The 24490-nt window shown below is 51.7% G+C and carries 20 protein-coding genes; 4 read left to right on the top strand and 16 right to left on the bottom strand.

The features are described 5' to 3' along the window. Window positions 1-40 precede the first annotated feature (40 nt). From EZ315_RS05595 to EZ315_RS05625, 7 genes are all read right to left on the bottom strand, one after another. Window positions 41-1162 carry a cytochrome d ubiquinol oxidase subunit II gene (locus EZ315_RS05595; RefSeq protein ID WP_135471208.1) on the bottom strand — a complete coding sequence of 374 codons (1122 nt, stop codon included), beginning with the start codon at window positions 1160-1162 and terminating at the stop codon, window positions 41-43. A gap of 3 nt (window positions 1163-1165) precedes the next feature. Then, entirely contained in the window at window positions 1166-2710 is a 1545-nt protein-coding gene (locus EZ315_RS05600) for a cytochrome ubiquinol oxidase subunit I (RefSeq protein ID WP_135471209.1), read from the bottom strand. Window positions 2711-2767: 57 nt separating this feature from the next. Beyond that, a complete protein-coding gene (locus tag EZ315_RS05605; protein WP_135471210.1) occupies window positions 2768-2995 on the bottom strand; it encodes a DUF4492 domain-containing protein in 228 nt (75 codons plus the stop codon). 46 nt (window positions 2996-3041) lie between these two features. Continuing rightward, window positions 3042-4061, bottom strand: coding sequence for a S41 family peptidase (locus EZ315_RS05610; RefSeq protein ID WP_135471211.1), 1020 nt, complete (start codon window positions 4059-4061; stop codon window positions 3042-3044). A gap of 36 nt (window positions 4062-4097) precedes the next feature. Beyond that, window positions 4098-5015 (bottom strand): DUF3316 domain-containing protein, encoded by a 918-nt coding sequence (locus EZ315_RS05615; RefSeq protein ID WP_135471212.1) that lies wholly within the window; start codon window positions 5013-5015, stop codon window positions 4098-4100. 12 nt (window positions 5016-5027) lie between these two features. After that, a complete protein-coding gene (locus EZ315_RS05620) occupies window positions 5028-7661 on the bottom strand; it encodes a DNA gyrase/topoisomerase IV subunit A (protein WP_135471213.1) in 2634 nt (877 codons plus the stop codon). Between the two features lie 103 nt (window positions 7662-7764). Further along, complete coding sequence (locus EZ315_RS05625; RefSeq protein WP_262709756.1) at window positions 7765-9195, bottom strand: MATE family efflux transporter; 1431 nt, start codon at window positions 9193-9195, stop codon at window positions 7765-7767. A gap of 278 nt (window positions 9196-9473) precedes the next feature. On the opposite strand from EZ315_RS05625, the gene EZ315_RS05630 reads away from it, so the two are divergent. Genes EZ315_RS05630 through EZ315_RS05640 form a run of 3 tightly spaced genes read left to right on the top strand, consistent with a single transcriptional unit; the run spans window position 9474 to window position 13442 of the window. After that, window positions 9474-11231, top strand: coding sequence for an LTA synthase family protein (locus EZ315_RS05630; RefSeq protein ID WP_135471215.1), 1758 nt, complete (start codon window positions 9474-9476; stop codon window positions 11229-11231). Window positions 11232-11261: 30 nt separating this feature from the next. Further along, complete coding sequence (locus EZ315_RS05635; RefSeq protein ID WP_135471216.1) at window positions 11262-11924, top strand: CatB-related O-acetyltransferase; 663 nt, start codon at window positions 11262-11264, stop codon at window positions 11922-11924. Window positions 11925-11936: 12 nt separating this feature from the next. Then, entirely contained in the window at window positions 11937-13442 is a 1506-nt protein-coding gene (locus EZ315_RS05640) for a pectate lyase family protein (RefSeq protein ID WP_242452515.1), read from the top strand. A 20-nt stretch (window positions 13443-13462) separates the two neighbouring features. Here the strand turns inward: EZ315_RS05640 and EZ315_RS05645 are convergent, their stop codons facing one another. Next, window positions 13463-14620, bottom strand: a complete 1158-nt coding sequence (locus tag EZ315_RS05645) for a hypothetical protein (RefSeq protein ID WP_135471217.1) — start codon at window positions 14618-14620, stop codon at window positions 13463-13465. A 782-nt stretch (window positions 14621-15402) separates the two neighbouring features. Further along, on the bottom strand, window positions 15403-16101 hold the full coding sequence (locus tag EZ315_RS05650) for a hypothetical protein (protein WP_135471218.1): 699 nt from the start codon (window positions 16099-16101) through the stop codon (window positions 15403-15405). Between the two features lie 211 nt (window positions 16102-16312). Here EZ315_RS05650 and EZ315_RS05655 point away from each other — a divergent pair, with 211 nt between their 5' ends. Further along, complete coding sequence (locus EZ315_RS05655) at window positions 16313-17413, top strand: ISAs1 family transposase (RefSeq protein ID WP_135471219.1); 1101 nt, start codon at window positions 16313-16315, stop codon at window positions 17411-17413. Window positions 17414-17507: 94 nt separating this feature from the next. Here the strand turns inward: EZ315_RS05655 and EZ315_RS05660 are convergent, their stop codons facing one another. The 7 genes from EZ315_RS05660 to EZ315_RS05690 all read right to left on the bottom strand — a co-directional run bounded on the left by EZ315_RS05660 (window position 17508) and on the right by EZ315_RS05690 (window position 24445). Further along, on the bottom strand, window positions 17508-18851 hold the full coding sequence (locus EZ315_RS05660) for an inositol-3-phosphate synthase (RefSeq protein WP_135471220.1): 1344 nt from the start codon (window positions 18849-18851) through the stop codon (window positions 17508-17510). Between the two features lie 121 nt (window positions 18852-18972). Beyond that, window positions 18973-19746, bottom strand: a complete 774-nt coding sequence (locus tag EZ315_RS05665; RefSeq protein WP_135471221.1) for an IS5 family transposase — start codon at window positions 19744-19746, stop codon at window positions 18973-18975. Window positions 19747-20003: 257 nt separating this feature from the next. After that, window positions 20004-21293, bottom strand: a complete 1290-nt coding sequence (locus EZ315_RS05670; RefSeq protein WP_135471222.1) for a hemolysin family protein — start codon at window positions 21291-21293, stop codon at window positions 20004-20006. A 19-nt stretch (window positions 21294-21312) separates the two neighbouring features. Further along, entirely contained in the window at window positions 21313-21975 is a 663-nt protein-coding gene (lptC, locus tag EZ315_RS05675; protein ID WP_135471223.1) for an LPS export ABC transporter periplasmic protein LptC, read from the bottom strand. Beyond that, window positions 21975-23228: a porin family protein gene (locus EZ315_RS05680; protein WP_135471224.1), complete on the bottom strand. Its 1254-nt coding sequence runs from the start codon at window positions 23226-23228 to the stop codon at window positions 21975-21977. The genes lptC and EZ315_RS05680 overlap by 1 nt, the downstream gene beginning before the upstream one ends. Beyond that, window positions 23215-23994, bottom strand: coding sequence for a type III pantothenate kinase (locus EZ315_RS05685; protein ID WP_135471225.1), 780 nt, complete (start codon window positions 23992-23994; stop codon window positions 23215-23217). Before EZ315_RS05685 ends, EZ315_RS05680 begins: the two co-directional genes overlap by 14 nt. Window positions 23995-24058: 64 nt before the next feature. After that, a complete protein-coding gene (locus EZ315_RS05690; RefSeq protein ID WP_135471226.1) occupies window positions 24059-24445 on the bottom strand; it encodes a hypothetical protein in 387 nt (128 codons plus the stop codon). Window positions 24446-24490 lie beyond the last annotated feature (45 nt).

Raw genomic sequence — 24490 nt, forward strand, 5'->3', positions numbered from 1 at the left:
CGCTCTGCTGCAAAGATAGACAAAATTTATCGAATCACTTTCACTTCCTGTCCATTGACCTCCATGCATACGCTATGTAGGCGAGGACAAAGGGGATGATGAGCGACACCCAGCTCATGGCGGTGAGGGTGAACATCGATGACGAACTGTTGTGTACGGTCAGCGACGACGATGGGTCAATGAGCGATGGGTAATAGGGGGTACCGTTGTATCCCGCAACCCAGAACAGGCTCAGCACCACAAGCACTGTACCGATTCCGCTCCACCATATCCCGCTTGTGAAATGGCTCGCCAATGCCGAGCGCACAACACCGAACAGCACCATCACTGTCCCTGCGAGGAATGCCACAAGTGCAAGAGGCATGTCAAGATAATTATGGAGATACTTGAACTCGACTGTCTCAAACACCGACCTTCCGCCGTCAAGACCGCCGTCCTTCACCGTCTGGAGTGAGTCGGCGGTGAGCAGAAGCCCTACGAACAGCAGGAAGAGTACCACAAAGATAACTCCGTTCACAAGCACCCTGCGGCGGTTGGCATCAAAGAACGCATCCTTTCGCGGATGATTGTTGAGCAGATACATGGCCGCCTGAGTGCGTGCAAGGAACAGCACGGCAAACCCGAGCACAAGATTCTTCCAGCTAAATATAGCCTCGAACCCATGAGTCGGAGCCCAGCGGGATATCACTGGCGACCCTGTGTCAAGGATGCTCCCCTTGCTCACTGTGAACTCTGCCCCGAAGAACATCATAGCCACAGCTACCCCAAGAAGCACACACCCCGCCGAGCCGTTGATGAACAGGAACACATCGTAGGTCCTGGTTCCGAATATATTGCCCGGCTTGCTGCGGAACTCGTAGCTTACGGCCTGAAGCACAAAGCTCAGCAGTATGAGCATCCACAGCCAGTAGGCACCGCCGAAACTTGTGGAATAGAACAGTGGGAATGAAGCGAAGAACGCGCCGCCAAACACTACCAGCGTCGTGAACGTGAGCTCCCATTTATGTCCCAGCGACGAGATCATTTTACTTTGGTCGGCGGCTCCGTTGCCGGGACACAGTAGGAATGTCTGTCCTCCCTGCACAAAAAGCATGAACACAAGTATCGCGCCGAGCACCGAGATGAGCATCCACCAATAATCCTGAAGCATAGTGAGTGTCATAGCTTATTCCTCCTCTTTGTTAATCTGTTTGACCATAATTACGGCTTCGGCGGCAAGCAACGCTGTGAACACTGCCGCGAAGAGCACAAAAGTGATTATCACCGTTCCCGAAGGTATTGCCGAGATCGCTGCGCGTGCCGGCATGAGATCCTGTATGATCCAGGGCTGGCGTCCCACTTCCGCGGTGACCCATCCTGCCTCGGAGCATATCCACACCACTGCCACCGACAGCATCGCCACCCACTGCCACCAGCGGGTTTCCCACAGTCGGCGTCTCTTGTACGCGCTCCACAGGGCTATCGCGATAAACAGCGTGAGATAGCCTCCCGCAAGCACCATGATGTGGAACGAGTAGAATGTGATCCCTACCGGCGGCACTGCCTCCTCGGCACTGTCAAGATATCCGTAGCCGAAGAAGGGATAGTTCTCCTTTATCTCAGCCCTTGCAGCGTCCATTGCCGCGGTGTCACCTTCGGTGAGGGCGCGGTCAAACTGCCTCAATGCCTCATGCGACTTCTTTCCCATCGCCATGCGCTCGGCATAGCTCACAGTGTCGATCGAGTCCCCTTCGGCGTTCATGCTGCGTCCAGCTATGATGTCGTTTATGCCGGGCACAAATGAATTCATGTCATGGTTGGCGAGTATCGACAGCCCGTAGGGAATCGCTATTTTCATTATGAAAGGGTCCTTGCCGTCATCGAGGGTCTTTGACGGATCGAGTATGCCGAATGCCACTATCTCCTCGCCTCTGCCTCCGTCGTACAGTCCCTCCATGGCAGCGAGCTTCATGGGCTGCACGCGGGCAACGTCGACTGCCGAACTGTCACCGCTCCACAGGGTGAGCACCATTCCGGCAGCTCCTACCCATCCTGCCACCTTCACCGAGCGCATTGCCATCTCCCTGCGCTTGCCGCGCATTATCAGATAGGCGCTCACTCCCATCACGAATACCGCCGCGAGCACCCAGCCGTCAAACACTGCGTGTAGAAACTTGTGCACAGCCACCGGCGAGAATGCCACAGCCCAGAAGTCGTCCATCACATTGCGCATCTGTGCCGGGTCGAATTCCATACCCACCGGATACTGCATCCAGGCATTGGCTACGAGTATCCATAAGGCTGATATGGATGCGCCCGCTGTGGTGAGCCACGTCGATGCCAGATGGAACCCAGGGCTTACCTTGTTCCAGCCGAAGAACATGATGGCGATGAATGTTGCCTCCATGAAGAAGGCGAGCAGGCCTTCGATGGCAAGAGGTGCTCCGAAGATGTCCCCCACAAACCATGAATAGTTGCTCCAGTTGGTCCCGAACTCAAACTCCAGGATTATGCCTGTGGCGACACCCATCGCGAAGTTTATGCCGAAGAGCGTCATCCAGAATTTGGTCGCTTTGAGCCATTCCTGGCTCCGGCTGCGGTAATAGAGCGTCTCCATTACACCTACAATTACGCTGAGTCCGAGCGTCAGAGGCACGAAGAGCCAATGGTACATGGCGGTGAGGGCAAACAGGCCTCTCGACCAGTCGACTACTGTCATTAGGTCAGTCATATCTAATTGGAATTAATGGTTGTTGTCTGAGGCAAATAAATAGTTCTTGATGGTGAGTCACAGCGACCTGTCGATCAGTTCTTCCCTCACAGCTCCGGCTCTCTCTTCATCCGTGGCGTAGTCCCGCTTGAGAATATCGGGAAAGAAAAACAGTTTCATCACAAGAAATATGAATATGAGCTTGATGATGATTATGGCCCAGAGTTTTCTGCCCACTGTCATGGACCGGAAACCTTCTATATAGAATCGAGCGATTCTCATGAATATGTTCTGCCGTATTTCCATACCGTTCGGGTCTTGAAGCTCTTCTGATTATAACCTCTCGCTGTGCTTAATTGTTGAGCAGTTCCATGGCTTTTTCAAGTATGGTGTCCTTGCCGTTGAGGGCGTCCTGCGGGTCCATATCCACGGCACATCCCTCTGTCGGGGTCACTCCCCCCTCTGTCGACACTCCGTTGGCGTCAAGCATGGAGCACGCCGAGAACCTCACGCTCCATCCGCATGGTATCTCCGAGGAGTAAGGCATGCCCGATCCTCCTCCTGTGGTGGCTCCCGCTATCCTCACGCCAGGCAGCAGCTTCATCACCGAGGCGAAATTGTTGGCGGCTGAGAATGTCGAGCGGTTGGTGAGAACTACCACCGGCTTTGCCCAGCGCACACGCCCGGGTCCGGCAGGATTATAGGTGATGGCATAAGGCTCGGAGAAATCATCGTGACCCGGACCTGTCTTGTGCGATATGTAGCCTACGAGGGTGGGGCGGTCTATGAACCGGGCCACGAGGGTCTCCACATTGGTCAGCGAGCCGCCGCCGTTGTCGCGTATGTCTATTATGAGCCCGCGAGCCGCCGCGAGGAAGTTGAGTGCGTAGTCGAGGTTCCCCTCACCGACGGTAGCCGAGAAGTTTTCGTAGTAGATATACCCGATATTGTTTTCAAGAAGTCCGTATATCATCCCCGACGACTGCCGGTAGTTGAAATTGAAATAGCTCTCCTCTATGAGACGCTTGTTGAAATTCTGAGGATAGTCGCTCCACCATTTGCGGTAGTACGATGTGTTGAACGGTGCCGACAGGTTCACATGTCCGTCGCGCAGCTCGTCAAGCATGTCGGCACACACTATGAACAGCTCCTCTCGGGTCATCTCGCTCCCTATTCGACATGCATATTTATCATGCACCTGGTCCCAGTCCACCCCCTTTTCTTTGAAGAAGCAGTAGTGCTCGTCAAGGATGCTCCACAAGGCTTCGAAATTGCCTCGCGGATCATCGGCACGCTCCTCTATCTTATGGCAGGAGGTCAGCCCCATAAATATGGCTGATATCAGGGATGTTATGAAAAATATGTTTCGCATCTTAAGGGCTTCATGAAGTTAAAAGTCGATATACTCTTAAAATATCGGTGAAATGCTTCTCGCTTTCCGCGAATGTGGCTTTCTCGGGTTGAACGACAGCCACTCGCCGCTTATTCCTATCACGAACGAATGGTTATATATGTGGGTCACAGTATCGTTCACTTTCGATGAGAAGATATTGGCGCGGTAGCCGAGCCTGAGATTGGTCGAGCCAAGGTGCAGGTCGGCTGTAAGCAGATTGTCAAGTGAGAAATAGTTGCCCCACCAGGCTCCGTGCACCAGACCCTTGTCGTTGCCCAGATAGATTTCATAGTACAGTTCACCATAGTCGGGCGCGAAGAACACCCCTGTCACCGGTAGGGTGGGGCGGTACATGAGGGTCACCGGGAGCTTGCCTATGCGCAGCTGATATGCCGCGTAGCCGGTGAGGTTGATGGTCCATGCCCCCTTGGCGGATGCCGGATTGTTGCCGTTGCGGTCATTGTAGAGGCATCCTGCGGTGAGTCCGGTGGAGCCGCCGGCGGCGAGGGTAAGGCTTTGCGCCGGACGGAACTTCCTCATCATGCCCCAGTCGGCGTTGAGCATGAGGCTCCACATCGAGGCGTTCCCGGCAGGGTTCTCGCAGCGGTCTATACCTATTCCGGCGTGCAGGCTCATGGTCCAGTTCTCCGGGTCGAATCCCATTGCCTGATAGCGCGTGTAGTCCACACCTGTGTGCCATCCTCGATACTTTAGAGGCGTGAGATAGGTGTCCGCAAGGCGTGCCGATCCTGCCTCGATAGTGTATGAGGCATGCACCGGCCGCAGCGGTTTGCTCTCCTCATGCTGTTGAGTCGTCGTGCCTTCGTAGTACATGATCTGCCTTTCGGCAAGCGTGGCTGAGCCATAGTCCTGGGCATCGGCGGCAGCCGCCCCGAGGCAGAGGGCAGATATGATCGCGATAATATGTTTCATAAGGATGGGATGCTATTCGAACAATCGTGTCTGACCTGTCAGCTCGTCCCTTATCTCGTCATCGCTTTTCTCGATGAACTCCTCGGTGGCGTTCTCCCTGGTCGTGTTCTCGTCGGATTCTTCTTCAAATTCTTCTCCGATTTCAGGATCCTCCAGCGGTTCGAGCTCGGTCACACTGTCAATTGCATAGGTGGTGAGGCGTTTCCCCTTTGCCTTGTATGACTTCACGGCCACAAACTCCCGGGCTACTACCTCGAGCGGCGGTCTCACCGAGTCGGCTCCCGCGTAAGTCACTTCCACTCTCAGCCCTGCTGCGTCCGATAGGAGTATGAGTGTCGAATTCTCATTCTCGCCAAGATAGCGTTGCGGTTTGGTAGTGGGCTCGAATGTGAATCGTTTCAGGTAGGGATACCCCTGGTCGGCATCGTTGAGTATGGCGGTCCAAGCCTTGTGGGAATTGTATTTCTCTATGCGCAGTATATTCTCGGGATAATGGTTTGACGCGTCGAATGTCGAGGTGTAGTACTCTCCGCTCTTCATTATCACCAGCACAAGGTCCCCGCTGTTGAACTCTCCCAGGTAATTGCCCCTGCCGTCATAATTGAGGCGGTTTACATCCGGGTCGAACCACACATCCCTGCCTCCGAGCGTCGACACTCCGTCGCTCTTCTTAGTGAACGAATGCACCTCGTTGCGTGTCACTATGTTGCCTAAGGCTCCGCGCCCCTTGATGGCGAGCTCCGAGAAGTCTATGTCGAATTGCAGTGTCTTCAGGCGCAGTTTAGGTTTCAGTGTCACCTTCACCACCTCTGCCTCGCCGTTGGGGTTGGCTGTGAAATACTTCACCTTGGTGCCGGGTTTCCCCGGTGTGAGGTTATACTCCTTGTCGCGGGTCACTCCGGTCACGCGGAATCGTTTCATGTAGTAGGTTCCGCCCTTGCCGTCCTGGTATATCACATTGTAGATGGTCCTCTCGTCGTTGCGTTTGAACACATCCACGTGTATCACACCTTTGCCCACCGACAGTTTCTCCTGCACTTTCACCACCTTGTACCGTCCGTCCTTATAGAAGATTATCACATCGTCGATGCTTGAGCAGTTGCACAGGAACTCATCCTTTTTGAGCGAAGTGCCTATGAACCCCTCCTCGCGGTTGATGTACAGTTTCTCGTTTGCCTCAGCCACCGTGGCGGCCTGTATATTGTCGAAGCTGCGTATCTGTGTCAGGCGCGGATAGGATGCTCCGTATTTGGATTTAAGCCTCTTGTACCAGTCTATGGTATATTCGGTCAGGTGCGCCAGGTGTCCGTTCAGCTCTTCGATTCTTTCAAGATAGGCGGCTATCTGCTCCTCGCTCTTGCGCGAGTTGAACTTTAGGATGCGTCCCATCTTTATTTCGAACAGGCGTATGATGTCATCGTCCGTCACAGGGCGTATCAGTTTGGGAGCCCACGGCTCCAGGCGGCGGTGTATGTGGGCTATTGCCTGTTCGCGGTTCTCGCTCTCCTCGTATTCCTTGTCCTTGTATATGCGCTCTTCGATGAATATCCGTTCGAGCGATGCGAAGTGGAGCTGTTCTCTCACCTCTCCGAGCTGTATCTCAAGCTCCTTCCCGAGAATCGAGCGGGTGTGCTCCACATTGTGGCGCAGCACATCGCTCACCCCTATGAAGTGGGGTTTCTTCTCCGATATGACGCAGCAGTTGGGCGACACCGACACCTCGCAGTCCGTGAACGCGTACAGGGCGTCGATGGTGCGGTCGCTTGATGTTCCCGGGAGCAGATGCACCAGTATGTTGGCAGTCTCCGCTGTATTGTCGTCCACCTTGCGTATCTTTATCTTTCCGCTCTCGAAAGCCTTGAGTATCGACTCGATGAGCGTTGCGGTGGTCTTGCCGTAGGGGATTTCAGTGATGGCGAGTGTCTTGTTGTCGACCTTCTCGATCTTGGCGCGTATCCTCACCGAGCCTCCGCGCTCTCCGTCGTTGTAGCGCGACACATCTATGGAGCCTCCTGTGGGGAAGTCAGGGTACAGCGTGAACTCCTCACCCTTGAGGTGGGCTATCGCCGCATCGATTATCTCGTTGAAATTATGGGGAAGAATCTTTGACGAAAGCCCCACGGCTATGCCCTCGACACCCTGCGACAGAAGCAGGGGGAACTTCATCGGGAAAGTCACCGGCTCCTTCTTGCGTCCGTCGTAACTTAGAGTCCATTCTGTCACCTTAGGGTTGAACACCACATCCATGGCAAAATGCGACAGGCGTGCCTCGATGTATCGGCCCGCGGCGGCTCCCGCGCCGGTAAGTATATTTCCCCAGTTTCCCTGTGTCTCCACCAGCAGGTCCTTCTGCCCTAACTGCACCAGAGCCTCATAGATCGACGCGTCGCCGTGAGGGTGGAACTGCATGGTGTTGCCCACGATGTTGGCCACCTTGTTGAAACGTCCGTCGTCCAGCAGCTTCATCGAGTGTAGGATGCGTCGCTGCACAGGCTTAAGCCCGTCATCGATATGCGGCACGGCACGTTCCAGGATCACATAGCTGGCATAGTCGAGAAACCAGCTCTGGTACATTCCTCTCAATTCGTGCTTCACCACATCGTCAGTCGTGTCTACAAGTATCTTCGGGTCTTTATCGTCGCTCATGGGTAGGGGATTCTTTTATCTTCTCGCAAAGATAGCAAAAAAAACATTTATTCACAACCTGCTGCCGATGCTTTACCAGCCTTGTTTTTTCTGGCGCGGCCTGTCAGTTCCCTCCCCTCACTGTCCGGAAGAAGAAATACGCGAAGCATCCTCCGGCAAAGAACAGCGACGCTGAGAAGCTCAGGATGATCCCTGTCACACCCATCCCTGCCGGTATGGCAAGCAGATATGTGGCAGGCGCGCCTATTATCACATAGCTCACGAATGCTATCCACAGCATCGGCATCACATTCGATGTGCCTCTCAGTGCATTGGCGAAACTTATCTGTGTGGCGTCGCCCAACTGGTAGAGCACAAGCGGAATAATGAGGGTCATTGTCATGGCGAGAACGGCAGGGTCAGTGGTGAATGCCGAAATCAGAAACCTCCCTCCGAATATGAACGCAAGCGACGACACTGTCCCGATGGCGATGGTCACATGATATCCTCCGAAAGCGATCCTGCGCATCTCTCGGGTGTCGTTAAGCCCGCAGGCATTCGCTACGAGCACACTTGTGGCTGAGCCCACGCTGTAGTAGAGGCAGAAACCAAGCATGCCCACTATGACTATTATCTGGAACGACGCCAGCTCTATCGTGCCGAGCCATCCCGCCACAATCGCGGCGAATGTGAACGACCCCGACTCAAGCCCCATCTGCACAGCCACAGGCCATGATGTACGGTTGAGTTTGCGTGCCATGCCTCGCACCGGAACCCCTCTCATGAACGCCTTGGCATAGGAGGCATACCTCTTTCTGCCGAAGAACGCTCCCATCATCAGTCCGGCACTCAGGAGGCGCGCTGTCAGGGTGCTCACTCCGGCACCTGTCAGCCCCATTTCAGGCATTCCACAGTTGCCGTATATGAGCATATAGTTGCCGATGATATTCAGCGCATTGGCTCCAAGTATTATCCACATCGGCATCCTTGTGTTGTTTACGGCGTACGACCACTGCGCAAACACATTGAACAGCGACACCGGCACCACTCCTGCAAGGTATATCATGAAGTAAGGCTTGATTATGGGTATGAGCTCCTCGGGCTGACCCATACGCTCCACATTCAGGAAGAATATTGTCATTATCAACGTCACGGCAAGCGAGAACGCCACATTGAGTTTCACTGCCGATCTCATGGTGGAGCCGATCTCGTTGTCCATCTTCCTGCTGAATAGCGATGCCACGATAGGGGTTATGCCATAGGTGAATCCCAGGCAGGCAAAGAGCCCGCAGTTGAACAGATTGTTCACAAACGATGCCGAGGCAAGTGCCTCGGTCGAATAGTGGCCCACCATTATGTTGTCCGCAAACCCCACTACGATTGTACCCAACTGACCTATGAGTATCGGAAGCCCGAGCCGTAGGATGTTCTTGTAGGTTTTTATATACGTGTTCGGTTGTGATTTCATGATCCTCTGTTTTTTAGAAAGTGCAAATTTACGCAAAAATCCGCGTTCTTTTTGTACGGATCTCTTCGATTGCTGTGTATAATGCACCCCTTCGCAGTGTTCCGCACATTGTTTCAATAATGTCGTTATAGGCTCCGAAAAGTAGCAAAAATCTACAATTAAAGCCTAAAAAGTATCGATTGTGTGAAATGTTGTTAATGCTCATGTCATTTCTTCAAGAAATATTTTGTCACATCAGCCAAACGTCTTAACTTTGCACCGTGTTTTTCATGGTATTAGATTTAAGGTTAACTAAGATTGGTTGTCGAGATGACAATCAATTTCTTTTTTTGTACCTTTGCTGACGTTCATCCCATCTGTCTATCATGAAACTCTTAATTTCCAGCCAATCTTTTAAGGACACTTTCATAGATTATTCTGCATCCGCAATGGCATTGTGGAGCATTCTGTGTGTGTTCACTTTGAGTATCGGTGATAGTCTCAGGCTGTTCTACAATGTATTGTACTTTATAGGCGACTCGGCATTGCTGCTTGCCCCTGTATGGCTCCTTCCGCGTCGGTTGAGATGGCTGTCGGTCGTGCCTGTGTGGCTTACGTCGGTGTATCTTACCGCAAGCTCCATGTACTTTCGCTACTGGGGTGACCTGTTGCCGTTGTCGTCGGTCTTTGAGCCGGACAACTGGAACTCTTTTGTGTTCGGAAGCATTTCCCATCTGTTGGCTTGGAGCGATGTGGTCATGTGCATCCTCCCTTTAGGGCTGCTTGTGTTCCTGCTGTGGCGTCGGCGTAAGTATGCCCCTGCAAATCTTTCCTGGAAATGGAGATCGGCAGGCTTTGCAGCATCAGTGTTCATATGGGTAATGGCTGAGATATGTTCATTCTATCATATGAGTGGATATCTGGCAAGCATTGAGAAGGACAATTCTGTTGGCGAAATATTTAATTACAGATTTGGTGATGAATATGCTTATAGCAGGATGCACGACCTATCACTTTCATGGAAGTCAGGCTATGTCTATTTCATGGTCAATAATATAAAATCATTAGGTGATATTCAGGAGCGATTGGTGCTTGATGAAAATTACAAGGAATCCTTGAGTCGGGCTCTCCGGTCCTTGGGTGGAGTTGATAATTCCGGTCGGTATGTTTCCAACAGGGACAAAAACCTGATATTGATAATCGTTGAATCACTTAATTCCGGAGTCCTTACGGATTATGGTCAGCGTCTTGCCCCTGAGCTCTGTTCCTTAATGGAAAAGCCGGGGACAATTTCATGCCTTAGGATTTATGATCAGGTCAAGTCCGGATGTTCGAGTGATGGGCAGCTCATATATAATACAGGTCTTCTGCCATTGGAGTCAGGATGTTTGGCTCAGCAGTTTGCCGGCAACTCTTTCCCCTCTCTGGCAAAAAGCCTCCGTCCGCGTCCATCTATAGAATGTATCGTGGAGGATGGGCGTGTATGGAACCATAAGGAGACCACTCTGGCATACGGTTACGACGCATTGTACGATGCCGGAGAGATAAGACGCCTTGGCATGGACCCTCTCGAAGTCGGAGGTGACAGGGCTGTATTCGAGATGGCTCTTCAGAAGATCGGCTCGCTCCCCGAGCCCTTCTTTGCCCAGGTCGTCACCCTGTCGATGCACTTTCCGTTTCAGGACCCCGGCATAGACAGGCTCGCATGGATTGACCGCATCACCGGCATCTCCCCATCCGAGCGCAACTATCTGCAATCTGTGGCATATTTCGACCGTCAGCTCGGGTGGTTTCTCGGCATGTTGAAGGCTAAAGGGATCTACGACCGTTCCGTGATAGTGATAGCCTCTGATCATGACCGTCCTTATAAGTCCGTCGACGGAATCATCGACAGCACCGAGAGCCTCCCTATAGCTTTCATCGCGCTCAACACCGGAGGCGCGACACGCCTCATCGATAAGGATGCCTGGCAGATGGATGTCTATCCCACCATTCTTGACATAATGGGAGTCACAGGCACGGATTACCGCGGGCTCGGCACCTCACTTGTCACCCCCGACGACTCCCTCCCGGGCACCGGAATACCTGTGGAGGAGATTGCCGGCATCTCTGAAAAGATAATACGTTCCGATTTTTTCCGATAATATCAACCCATCAGCCGTAACAGTCGTCATATGAGTATTCTGAGCATTCTTCGCAACTATTTCTATTACCGCATAGCCTGCCGCAGGCAGGTAAGGCTCTCCCCCCTTGCCATAGTGGCTGGAGGCAGCACGTTCGAGGGGATGAACCGTATCCTTTCGCGCACACAGTTCCGCGGCTCCATGGGGCGTGGCAGCTACATAAGCCACTCATCCAACCTTGATGCCAGCATAGGCCGCTTCTCCTCCATCGGTGCGCGCGTCAGAGTCATCCAGGGGGCACATCCCTACAAGGCTCCTTATGTGTCCACCTCCCCATACTTCTTCTCCGATGCGGGGCAGTGCGGCGTCTCCGTTCTCGATAAGCCGGTCTATGACGAGCATCGTTATGCCGATCCCGGCCGGCGGCACGCCGTGGTCATAGGTTCCGACGTCTGGATAGGCACCGATGCGCGCCTCATAGCCGGAGTGACAGTCGCGGATGGGGCTGTTGTCCTTGCCGGGGCTATGGTCACCAAGGATGTCCCCCCCTATGCCATTGTGGGAGGAGTCCCCGCACGCATCCTCGGATACCGCTACGACGAGTCGGCTATAGCCCGCCTGCTCGATATCCGTTGGTGGGACCGTGACATGTCCTGGATCAATGCCCGCCACCATCTGTTCACCTCCCTTCCCTCTTTCCTATCCTCCATCTGAAATCTGTATCCCATGAAAATCATCCCTGCACTCACCTCCCTCCTCCTCTCCGGCACTGTTCTTGCCGGCAACCCGCTCATAGCGTTTCCCGGAGCCGAAGGCTTCGGGCGTAATGCCTCCGGAGGCCGTGGCGGCAAAGTCTACCATGTCACCACGCTTGAGGACGGCGACCATCCCGGCACATTGCGTCATGCCGTGATGCAGAAAGGCCCCCGCACAGTGGTGTTCGATGTCGCAGGGACCATCTTTCTCGACTCCCCCCTGCGCATCACCTCGGGCGACCTCACTCTTGCCGGACAGACAGCCCCCGGAGAGGGGATATGCATAGCCCGACACCAGGTGTCGCTGCGCGCCGACAACACCATAGTCCGCTACCTCCGTTTCCGTGTAGGCAACGAAGGAGGAGGGGAGCCCGACGGGCTCGGGTGCAATGAGGCTCGTGACGTTATCATCGACCACTGCTCCATCAGCTGGTCGGTCGATGAGACCTGTGCCGTATACGGATGTGAGAATGTCACCGTGCAATGGTGCATATCATCCGAGAGCCTTCGCAACGCAGGCCATCACAAGGGACCTCACGGCTATGGGGCGATATGGGGAGGCGACCACGCATCCTTCCATCACAACCTCCTTGCCCATCACGAGAGCCGGGCCCCGCGCCTCGGTCCGCATGTCAGCACCCAGGAGCGGGAGCATGTGGATATGCGCAACAATGTCATCTACAACTGGGCAGGCTCAGGATGTTACGGCGGAGAAGGCATGAATGTCAACATCGTCAACAACTATTACAAGCCCGGTCCCGCCACCCCGCGTGGCTCCAAGGTCGGGCACCGCATCACAGCCATAGGGGTGCGCACCACAGGCTACACTCATCATGACTCCCATAAGCCTAACGCCTGGGACCCTATGTGGCACCGCTGGGGCCGATTCTTCATCGACGGCAACGTCATGGAAGGGCATCCCGACATCACAGCCGACAACTGGACCCTTGGAGTGATCCGTCAGGCTGAGACAGGCGATTATGACGGCATGTACTCCCCGGAGCTTTTCAGTGAGATACGTCTTTCCGCTCCTATCGAATTCGGTCATGTCACCACCCACACCCCTCGGCAGGCCTACGAACTCGTCCTTGCGGGAGCCGGATGCTCCCTGCGGCGCGACTCGCTTGACCGGCGCATAGTCGAGGAGACACGTATGGGCACAGCCTCGCGCTATGGTTCCGTGTCGGAGGATGCGCGGCAGAAGCCCGGGCTAATCGACCTCCCTTCCGACGCAATGGAGCCTGATTGGCAGTCGCCGTGGGTTCATCTGAGCGACGACGGTGTGGCAGACTATCTGCGCACACACGGCACACTCCCCGAGCATATCCGCGACACCGACGGCGACGGCATACCCGACCTCTGGGAGATAACCCGCGCGCTCGATCCACTCGACCCCGCCGACGGCAATGCCGTCACCCTCTCCCCCTCGGGCTACACCAACCTCGAAGTCTACCTCAACTCCTTGGTCTCTGAATGAATTATGTTTGTCAGAGCATTTTAATATATGATCTTTTGGGCAAGAAGATCAGAGTATTCTTTTGCTATTCTGAGAGATTGAGAAAATTTTGATATTTTTTGTGCATTTAATTCAGATAAAGGATTCAGTACTGATAGAAAAATATCAATTCGTGATAATAAATCATAATGTATCCCACAGATAAATATATCAGAGTTCTCTATATCAGTAGCATCAAATAGTAGTGTGAAATTAATACTATTTAGATTATTGTTATCAGATCCATTTATCATATATCCGTCAACTCGCCATAGATAGCGTGGCAGATTAAGTGTCAGGATATCTATCTTATGCATTTCGGAATTGAAATAAACCTTATCCCTGAGGCTTATTTCTTTTTTGAAATCATTTACTGTGGTCAGATAGATATCCCATACAATTCTACATCCTCGATCATACCAGCTTTTCATGTATAGTGAATTGAATTCACGTATGATTGAAAAGACCGTGTTGAAACTGATTCTGATTTTATGGGGCTTAGGGAGCAATATGTCCTTCACAGTGGCATTGATTTCTTCCACTGTATTACGATACATATACCATCTTGTCTTTATATGTTGCCAATATTCATTTAGGAATTCCATTTTTGCAAATGGACCTATCTCATCATCGTGAACATATATTTTGTCGATGGCAGATGATTTTAAGTATATATCCCTTTGATATGTTTTATTAAGGATTGTAGGTATGTCATCGGTTTTGAAGGAAGGTATGGGAAGAGTCGTGGAAATGTGGTACCCGGTTACAGCGACAGCATGATTCCCTATGGGCACAGCTTTTGATATCCCGTTTTCAAGAAATCCTGACTCGTCAGCATAATGCAAGCTCATTCCTAATACGGGAGTGACTCCGACCGAAAGATAGGCTCTCATCAAAGCCTTGAGATAACTGGTATTTATGAAGTTACATAGCAGAGGATCAAGACCGTCTTCTCTCACAGAACTTGCCATTTGAGCAGGTGTCAGACCTCGGTGTGGATGATTGAGCTGATATTGTGGTATTATCTTTTTTGCATTTTCTGTAATTCGGGATGGTGCAGATACTTTATCGACATCAAGTAGTGAAGAGCCGTGGAATGATGACCATAGAGCTGATGTCGCGCATGCCGATAATGCTCTGTCCTGTTCCTGAAATGCCAATGATTTTATGGTTGCTCTTGTCCTAATAAATGAACTCTATATGTCTTTAGGGTTGGGAAATAACGGTTCTTTTCATTAGTCTGTGGATACGTTGAGATGCACACTTTGGCTAATGGTGCATTTGGCAATGGTCTGAGCACTATAAAACCAAGATAATTATTGCATAATAAATCTGGAGTTGAGCCATCTATTTTCTCTAAGATATAATTTTTTAAATCTGACAGACTAAATTCAGAAGAGAAAAGATGAATCCTTGCGCACTTTTTTTGGATATCCTGAAAACAACGTGAATAGTATTCTGAATAATCATCCAAGAAATTCTTGTCAACATATTTGGTCTCAATAATGATAGTCTTACACCCTATTTGTTTTAGATAGTCGTTAAGATAAAGAAAACGGTCGTTGTTGGTCTCACAGGCATTTCTGGTGGATTCAGGAAGGACAGATATGAGATCTGTGAATGAATTATATGGGACTACAGTTAAGTTCATTCTTGTCCGCTGCTATATTGTGAATGGTGTCCAAAGTTCAGTTTCGCTTAGTTCCATACGGTTGTCTATATCCTGTCTCGAAAATTCTATGATATTCTTCATGCTTTTTACATAGTCAAGCCATTTTGATGAACTGTAAAATTCTTTCTGTGAATGATAGAACTTTAAAGAGTCCTCTATCCTTTTTTTCTCAGTATTTGATATGTCGCGATCTTTGAGCTGCTCCAATATCATATCAATGGTTAGCTCATAAGTTTCATCCGTTTGCATGTATGGTTATTAGATTGGTAATCAGTATGTGGATTGTTCTGACGCTATTTCAAAATTAAAGGCTTCTCCTTGATATCCGGGGTTGTATGTTTTCTTAAATAATCCGGTGCGATCAAACCCTACGAATTTGGCTCCGGCAAATTGCTCGACGCCATTGAATTGGATACAATTTATGGATGCCTTCTCATATTTAAAATTTAAGTTGAAATCTGCTTTGGCAAGATTCAGCTCATCTTCGATGTTTCCGTGCAGTCTGACTTTGCTTCCTTTTGAGGAGGATTGAAATGATAACAGGTTGTCGGCATAGTTTATCTCTACTGCAATCCAATATTTAGAATCCCATATACCCTGTTCCAAATATTTTTTCATGAAACTGAACACCTCATTCTGAATAGATGAAAAACGCTCTATCTTTGTTATGTGAGCCTTGTAATGAATGCTGCCATTAGCATTGAAACTCAATTCTGTCCCAGTGGTAGCATTATCGGATGTCCCATCTATGGAAGTTCCCGATGATATTGTCACTCCGCAGTCACAACTTTCTATGGTATCCGTTTCTTCAATGGTTTTGTTGAAAAAAATGAGACCGAAGTCATTGTTTATGTTTCCAAGGCGGCACCATTCTTTCCCTTTCCATACCCCATAGTCACCTAATTGTACACGGAATCCAGGTGTGGCTGGATATAATCCGTAATCTGTCTTAATGGGGGCATTACTCATATTTTGGTGAGATTAAGTTATACTTTATCTTGCAAAGATACGATACTTTTGTGTCAAGATACAAATTTTTTAGCTTTAATGTGATTTATCCTAAATAAAAACCAGGGCTGGCGCATGAGATTTAACTCAAATTCAGTCAAAAATTCACCTGATTATGTGAAATAAACTTTCAGATATTGCATATATTGCTGAAAATGGATATATTAGAGGTATGCAAATAGAAATTTTCAGCAAAGTAAAAGACCCGCGCGACTTGGGCAAGGTTAAACATGAGCTCGAGGATGTGCTCCGAATGGCACTCATCGGCGTGTTGTGTGATTGTGAGGACTGTGACGACATATCGGATATGGTTACAGACCGAGAGGAAGAATTCAAGGCTGCCGGATTGCTGAAGCTTAGCAACGGTGTCCCGTGTGGTGACACGATACTTCGTGTTGTAGAGTCTGTCAATCCCGCTCAGCTCCGGGCAAGTCTTGATTGCTGCCGAGGCCACATAATCGAATCCCTGTGCGGCAATCAGGTCATCATTGACGGTAAGAAACTGCGGGGTGAAAATCCCAGGAGTCCCGGATGCCACGGACTGTATATCCTCAATGCGTGGGTATCTGAAACAGAAATCTGCGTTGCCGAAAAGCCGGTGGATGGCAAGACCAACGAACTTACGGTTCTGCCGTCCGTATTGTCCTCTTTATGGCTTACAGGGGCATTGGTTTCAGTCGACGCAATGGGGACCCACCGTAATATCGCAGAACAGATCATGCTCCAGGGCGGCGACTATCTGATGGCGCTTAAAGACAATCAGCCGATACTCAAGGACTTGACGGAAAGTATCTTTAGTAGCACTACTCCAATATCGGTATACACAACCGAGGAAAAGGGGCACGGAAGAGTTGAGAAGAGAACCTGTTCAATTATGGATACGACACTTTTGGAACAGGAGGGAATGTACGAGAAGTGGCCCGGTCTTAAACGTATCATAAAGATGGAGCGTGAGCGTACTGAGAACGGCGCCCGCTCGCGTGAAACAATCTACTATCTCAGCAGCGTGGAGAAAGATGAGGCTTCTTACTATGCGATGCGTATTCGTGCGCACTGGGGTATCGAGAACAAACTGCACTGGCATCTCGACGTGACGTTTCGGGAAGATATGTGCCGCGTACGCGCCAAGAATGGCGCTGTCAATTTTTCAGCGATGCGCAAGTATGCATTGGAAATGCTTAAAAAGCAGAACGATAAACTCAGCCTTAAACGAAGACGCAAAAAATGTATGTGGAGCACTGAATATCTGTACAAAGTCTTTAAGGATAGTTAAATCTCATGCGTCAGCCCTGAATAAAAACAGTCGCATCTTCTCAAAAAGATGCGACTGTAACTATTGTTTTAACCGTTATTGCAGTGGCAGGGGATTAGTCGATCTCCTCGTCTGCCTCATAGCCACCCATCTCGCGGATAGCGTTCTTGAGCATGGTGTACTGCTTGAAGAGGTGGTTGACGGGAACCTCGTTCTTGGTGTAGTCGTGCATCGGGCTCTTGAGGAAGAAGCTCAGGAAACGCTGGATGCCGTGACGGCCTGCGCGTGCTGCGAGGTCGCTCAGGAGCACGAGGTCAAGACATAGGGGAGCTGCGAGGATAGAGTCGCGGCAGAGGAAGTTGATCTTGATCTGCATGGGATAGCCCATCCAGCCGAAGATGTCGATGTTGTCCCATCCCTCCTTGCTGTCGTTGCGCGGGGGATAGTAGTTGATGCGTACCTTGTGGTAGTAGCCCTGGTGGCCGCCCTTTTCTGCTCCGCCGCAGTTTGCGCCGTACAGGTCGGGCTGCTCCTCTGCAACGAGGATTGACTCAAGTGTGGAGAGCTTGCTGACCTCCTTGGTGCGGAAGTTGGCGGGCTCGTCAAGCACAAGACCGTCGCGGTTGCCGAGGATGTTGGTTGAGAACCAGCCGTTCAGACCGAGGCAGCGGGTGCCGATGATGGGGGCGAAGCCGCTCTTCACGAGGGTCTGACCTGTCTTGAAGTCCTTGCCGGAGATAGGCATATGGGTCTTTTCGCTGAGCTCCCACATTGCAGGGATGTCGACTGTGGTGTTGGGTGCGCCCATGATGAAAGGTGCGCCCTCTGAGAGTGCTGCGTAAGCATAGCACATGGAGGGTGCCACGTGCTCCTTGTCGTCAGCCTTCATGGCGGCCTCAAGGTCGGCGAGTGTGCCGTGATACTTCATGTCGATGGGCACATACACCTCTGTTGATGCTGCCCAGAGTACTACCACGCGCTCTACACCCTTCTCCTTCTTGAAGTTGCGGATGTCCTCGCGGATCTGCTCTGTCATCTCCCAGCGGCTCTTGTTCTCCATTACGTTGCTGCCGTCAAGACGCTTTGCGTAGTCCTTGTCGAAAGCAGCCTTCATGGGCACGATCTGTTCGAGCTCATCCTTTACGGGATTGATGTCCTTCTCCTGAAGAACCTCTGCATAGATCGCGCTCTGATATGCGTTTGCGGGATATACGTCCCATGCGCCGAACACGATGTCGTTGAGGTCGGCCATAGGTACGATTTCACTGTATTTCAGATATTTCTTGTCAGCACCGCGGCCCACACGGATCTTGTCGTACTGGGTCATTGCGCCTACAGGCTTTGAAAGGCCTTTGCGGGCCATCAGGACGCCGGTCATGAATGTTGAAGTGACCGCGCCGAGTCCTACTACGAGTACACCAAGCTTGCCGCTGGCGGGTTTTACAGTAGAGTTACTCATGATTTAAGTTTACTTTGTGTGATTTAACTGATTAATTTCTTTTTCCTTATGTGCCCGATGAGTGCTATTGTTCCGATGGCTCGGAGGAGAGTGTATTGTACATTTCACCCTAAGAAACTGTTTAAATTTGATTCAATAAAATTTTTATGGCAGCCAAATCAATCATTTCTTCAGCGACCTCGGTTGATTCTTCATAATTGCGTGAAAGGCGACGGAACCAGTCAAGCCATGAGAAAGTTCTCTCGACCACCCATCTGAGAGGTTTCGGTATGAATCCCTTAGTCCCGTTTGGAGTATTGGAAACCTCAAGGCTGATTGCAAAATCTTTTTCAATATCTTTAGCAATCTCCCCTCGGTAACCCCGGTCAACAAGAACCTTTTCAAGCCGTTCCCACTCTCTGTCTGCTGCATTACACAATGGGTGAGCCTGATGGGAATCATGAACCGATGCACTGCATACTGTCCGGGCAAGAATAAAGCCATTGCGGTCAACCACTATGTTACGTTTGATGCCCTTGACTTTCTTGTTTGCGTCAAATCCATTGTCACTCTTACGGTTGCCCCATTTAACGCTTTGTGCGTCCAATGCTCCTACAGAGGGACTTTCTGATTGATTTCGTTTCTTCCTCACCTTTCGTACAAGTTTGTTGAGCAAATGTTCGATTCTACCTTCTTTGGACCACTTTCGGAAGTAATAGTACACCAGTTGCCACTTGGGATAATCGTGCGGAAGCATCCTCCACTGACATCCTGTGACCAGTAGGTATAATACCGCTTCGAATAGGCTCCGTAGTGAATTTTTACGTTTGCGACAATCATTTTCGAAGAATACTTTGTTTATATAAGACCATTGACCCTCGGTCAAAAGTGTCTGATAGAGATTGATTCTATGCATGTGAACAATGTTTTTCTCCTTCAACACTTTGGCTGAGGGTTTGTTATGCCCTATAACATTTTTTCAATTCTAATTTTAAACAGTTTCTAAGAGCGTGCCAAAAGTAGTTGATTTTTTTGAAATGTGAAATAAATATTACTTAAAAATTACCTATATCTTGTAAAATATTGTGAATTTTACGTATGATTAGTAAATTTAAGTTAAATCACCCCTATTTATCTATGATATTTGTTAAATTGTGTTTGGTGAGGTTTTGCCTATCTCCCCTTCTCCTCCGAAGCGGTCTCGACCCTCACAAGGTCCAGCCTTGTGGCTGAACGTTCCTTTATTATAAAGGTGATGCCGTCTATCTCCACCTTTTCATCTTTCGCCGGCAGGGTGCCTGTCTCATGTATGATGTATCCTGCCAGGGTCTGATACTCGTCATCCTCCGGTATGTCCAGGCGGAACTCGTCGCGCAGGCTCCTCACCTCTATGCGCCCGGAGAATTCGTACACTCCCGGCTCTATCTCTGTGGCTGTGATGCCGTTCTTGTCATGCTCGTCCTGTATGTCGCCGAATATCTCTTCCACAAGGTCCTCAAGGGTCACAAGTCCGGCGGTGCCGCCAAACTCGTCAACCACCACCGCCATCGAGCGTTTTTCGCTGAGGAGCCTGCGCATCATGGTGTTGGCGAGGAGCGTCTCAGGGGCATACAGCACCTCTTTTATCTGTTTCTTCCAGTCGGTCGACGGATCGAAGAGCTCCGACACGTGCACATATCCCACCACATTGTCTATGTCGTCGCGGTACACCAGTATCTTGCTGCGTCCCGAAGTCGTGAACAGTTCCGACAGCTCCTCGCGCGAGGTCTCGTCGATGTTCACGGCTACAAGCTCGTTGCGCGGTGCCATGCAGTCGCGCAGCTGGGTCGACGAGAAGTCAAGGGCATTGTGGAATATCTTCACCTCATTCTCCACCTCGGCTTCCGCCGGGTTGTCGAGGTCGTCGATCTTTGTTTCGAGATAGTCGTTTATGTCATCTATCGACAGCACCCCAAGGCGTGTGTCCTCGGCCTTGAGTCCGGCAAGGCGCATAAGCACCTTGGACAGCCACGACGTGAATGCGGCTATGGGATAGAGCACTATATAGAAGAAATACACCGGAATGGCCGACAGCTTCAGCGATGTGTTGGGGTTGATGCGGAACACCGACTTGGGGATGAACTCTCCGGTGAAAAGTATCACCAGGGTCGAGATGACTGTCTGCAACAGGAGTATGACCGCCTGATTGTCCGATACATGCGCCTCTATCCACGGCTCAAGAAGGGCGGCGGCACCCATGCCGTACACCACCAGCATTATGTTGTTACCCACCAGTATCGTTGAGATGAAGAACTCCTGATGGGCGTAGTAGCGTGCTATGATGCGGTTTATGAACCCTCCGCGGCTTGAGTCAAGCCCCACGCGCACGCGGTCGGATGTGATGAAGGCAATCTCCACCCCTGAGAAGAATCCCGAGAGCATGAGTGATATGAGAGTAAGTAATATCCAGAATGTCAGATCCATTTGTGATGCTCTATGCTGTCTATTGTGTGATGGCGGTGGAGTCCTGCACGGATGCACCCTCCGCCTCCCCTATGCTGTCGGTGTCGGCGCGCTGCCCTTTACCCCTGAATTCCGATGCGGGGAATATGCCCGACACCCTCTTTATGGTGTAGCGGGTCATCTGTTCGTTCGACTCGAACCCATACCCTTCGAGCACCCTGTCGGTGCGCTCTATGTGTATGAACGAGTCGGAGTAGAGCTTGCGGCTCCTCTGGTCCCAGAACAGCTGCTGGGTGAGGAATTTCTCATTCATCACATTGCTGATGTTCACGTTCCCGTCCAGTCGCCACACCTGCTTGTTCTTGAAATATGTGGCAGAGTCGGCATCCACCGTAGCCTCGGCGCGGAAGAAGTTGTCGAACTTCACAAGGTTAAGCCCGTCCGGAAACTTCCAGTAAGGCTCCTTCACCTCGTCATACATATACCATAGCGGGGTGTTGATGCGGTAGCGCGTGACCCCCGAGTCCGATATCAGGGTCTCCACGTTGCGTGTCATCATGGTAGGGACATCCCCTGCGCTCACCTCGGCGGTGTCGATTTTGGCATCCTCCTTGCACGATGTTGTCACGCCCGCGGTCAGCAGGGCCGCCACGCCTGCGGCAGCCAGGGGCAGCAGGCGCATATCTCCTCCCCTGCGCGACATTATTTAAGCTTGTTGCGGTAGAACCACGTGCCGTTGAAGTTCACCCCGAGCGTGAGGTTGAAATAATTCTCCTTTAGCAGCGGATTCGGGGTGGCCTGACGCTGCTTGTACTCGAATCCGAGGTTTATTATGGTCTTGGAGCTGTGGGCGGGGAAGCCTACGCCGCACGATATGCCGTAGTCCCTCACGTGGTTGTCGCCTACCATTATGTAGTCGCGGTTGTAGAACGCTCCGGCACGGTAGCTCATCCTCTTGAAGTAGCTTCCGCGCGGATCGGGCTGATAGCTTGCGCCCACGGCCACCTTCCAGCGGTCGTCGATGCGTGTGGCGGAGAAGTTCTCTATCTGTGCGTACTTGGCTTTCTTCCAGGGCTGATAGGTGAAGTCAAGCTCGGCATGCAGGCGGTTGTTGAAATCGTAGGCAACGCCGAATCCCCATGACGACGGAAGTGAGAAATTGTTCTTGAGGCTCACCACCCCCGGAGCTATAGTGTCGGGCGTGGCCGAGCTGTTTTGCAGATACTTCACCACATATGTGTCACCGAGCAGGCTCTTCCCCGGCTCGAAGGTCACGCCGGCAGTCACCGAATGCTTGTGCGATATGTTGCAGGTGTACTGCGCGCCGAATCTCAGATGGTAGTCCTGGATCTCCATCATCTGCTCGAACACGGCACTGATGCCGTTCGACGAGGTTGCCAGCACATCGTTGCATATGTTGCCGAACAGATAGCTGATGTTTACGCCGAGCCTCAACCCCTTGACAGGTGTGATGCCCGCGCCGAGATAAAGCTGGTTGATGCCGCCCGAGCCCTGGTGCGACGAATATCCGTTCTCTATGGTCGACCCGAACGCATAGCCCACCGATGTGAAAGGCACCAGGCCCGCGCTCACGCCTATGGTCTTGCTCACCGGGAACAGCATGGTCACATAGTCGATGCCGCCTCCCCAGTCCGTCTGGCTTCCGGTCGCGTCCTTGCGTGTGTAGCGGGTCACGTCAACGCCTATGTCGAATAGGAATGTCAGCGAGTCCACCGACGCGTACGATGCCGGGTTCATGGCGTTGATCTGCCTCCCCGAATGCATGGCATAGCCGGTGCCGCCCATCTGACGCTGGGTCGACGTGGCGTTGTCGCCGAGCGATCCGTAGCCGAATTTTGAATATGGGCTTGTCTCCTGCGCCTTAGCGGCTGGAGACAAGCATATCAGCGCGCCAAGGGCGCATAGAAATGTGATTGTGGTTCTAATTAGTTTCATTGTAAAGCAATATACGGTTTAGCCCTTTGCTCACCAGGTGTTCGTCTACCCGGGTCTCAAAGTCGCAGACTGAAGCGAGATGATGTCCGCATCCGCCGCCGAGCACCACCACTGTGTCCTTCGGCAGCCTGCTGCGGTAATAATATATCGAAGCCACAACCGAGTTGACGGCTCCAAGTGCGATTGCCTCGCGGGTGTCACGCCCGAACAGCTCCCGGCACAGCGAGGGCATCTCCTCGGGGAAAGGCACAAGCGGGAGCCTTGCAGTGAATTCGTGCAGGGCCCTGAGCTCCATGGATATCCCGGGGGCGATGTTGCCTCCGTGATACACCCCCTCGGCGTCAACATAGTCATATGTCACGGCTGTCCCTGCGTCCACCACGAGTATGGGACGGCCGGCATAGTCAGCCCACGCTCCCACCGCGGCGGCTACCCTGTCGGCTCCTAAGGTGGTGGGGGTGCGGTAGTCCACGCGTATGGGCACCGGCGTGTCGGGGGTGAGCCTCATGGCTCGGGGGCATATGTGGCACAGACGCCTTATCACATCCACGTCCTCCCTCGCCACGGAGCAGTATATGCCCCCGGCAAGCGTCCTCTTACCTACGAAATCACTCACTCTCTGAGGGTTCAGTGCCGGCTCCATGCGGAAGTCCTCAAGCTCCGAATCGTCCCAAAGTGCGATCTTTGCCTCCGAGTTGCCTTGGTCAATGGTGAGATAGTGGGCCACGATACATGTGTTTAATGATGCCTTCTTATTGTGCGCCATCAGCCTGGTAGGCTGCGCTTACGGCTTGCAAAAGTAGTAATAACTTGTGAATTTTCAGCAAATTTCACCTTTTTTTACCTTTTTGCCTTTCACTTACACCTTTCGAGCCTTTCATGATGGATGTGTACACTGTCAGCACTCCTCCGGCGAGGGTGAACGCTATCCAGTCGTTGCCACCGGCTTGGGGAAGGAACAGGAACACGGCTCCCGCAACGAATATCAGTGCGGTCCACACCTCCATTCTCACCAGTCGGCGCAGCCTCACCGACGCTCCCGCAGGGGTAGGGGAGAGTAGGCGTCCGGCAAGCAGGGCGGCAGCCCCGGCTGAGTAGGAGTATGCCACAGTCTCGCGTGCCACATGTGCGAACGGCAGCCCGGCTGCCACTAATACTATTATGAGTCCGGCGATGCTCAGCACCCCGGCTAAATCGGCTTTTGAAAAATTTGTCATAGCATCGGTCGATATGTTGTTGTAAGAAGGCTTCCCGGCGTCATT

It is taken from the genome of Duncaniella freteri (assembly GCF_004766125.1).
GTDB classification, from domain to species: Bacteria; Bacteroidota; Bacteroidia; order Bacteroidales; family Muribaculaceae; genus Duncaniella; species Duncaniella freteri.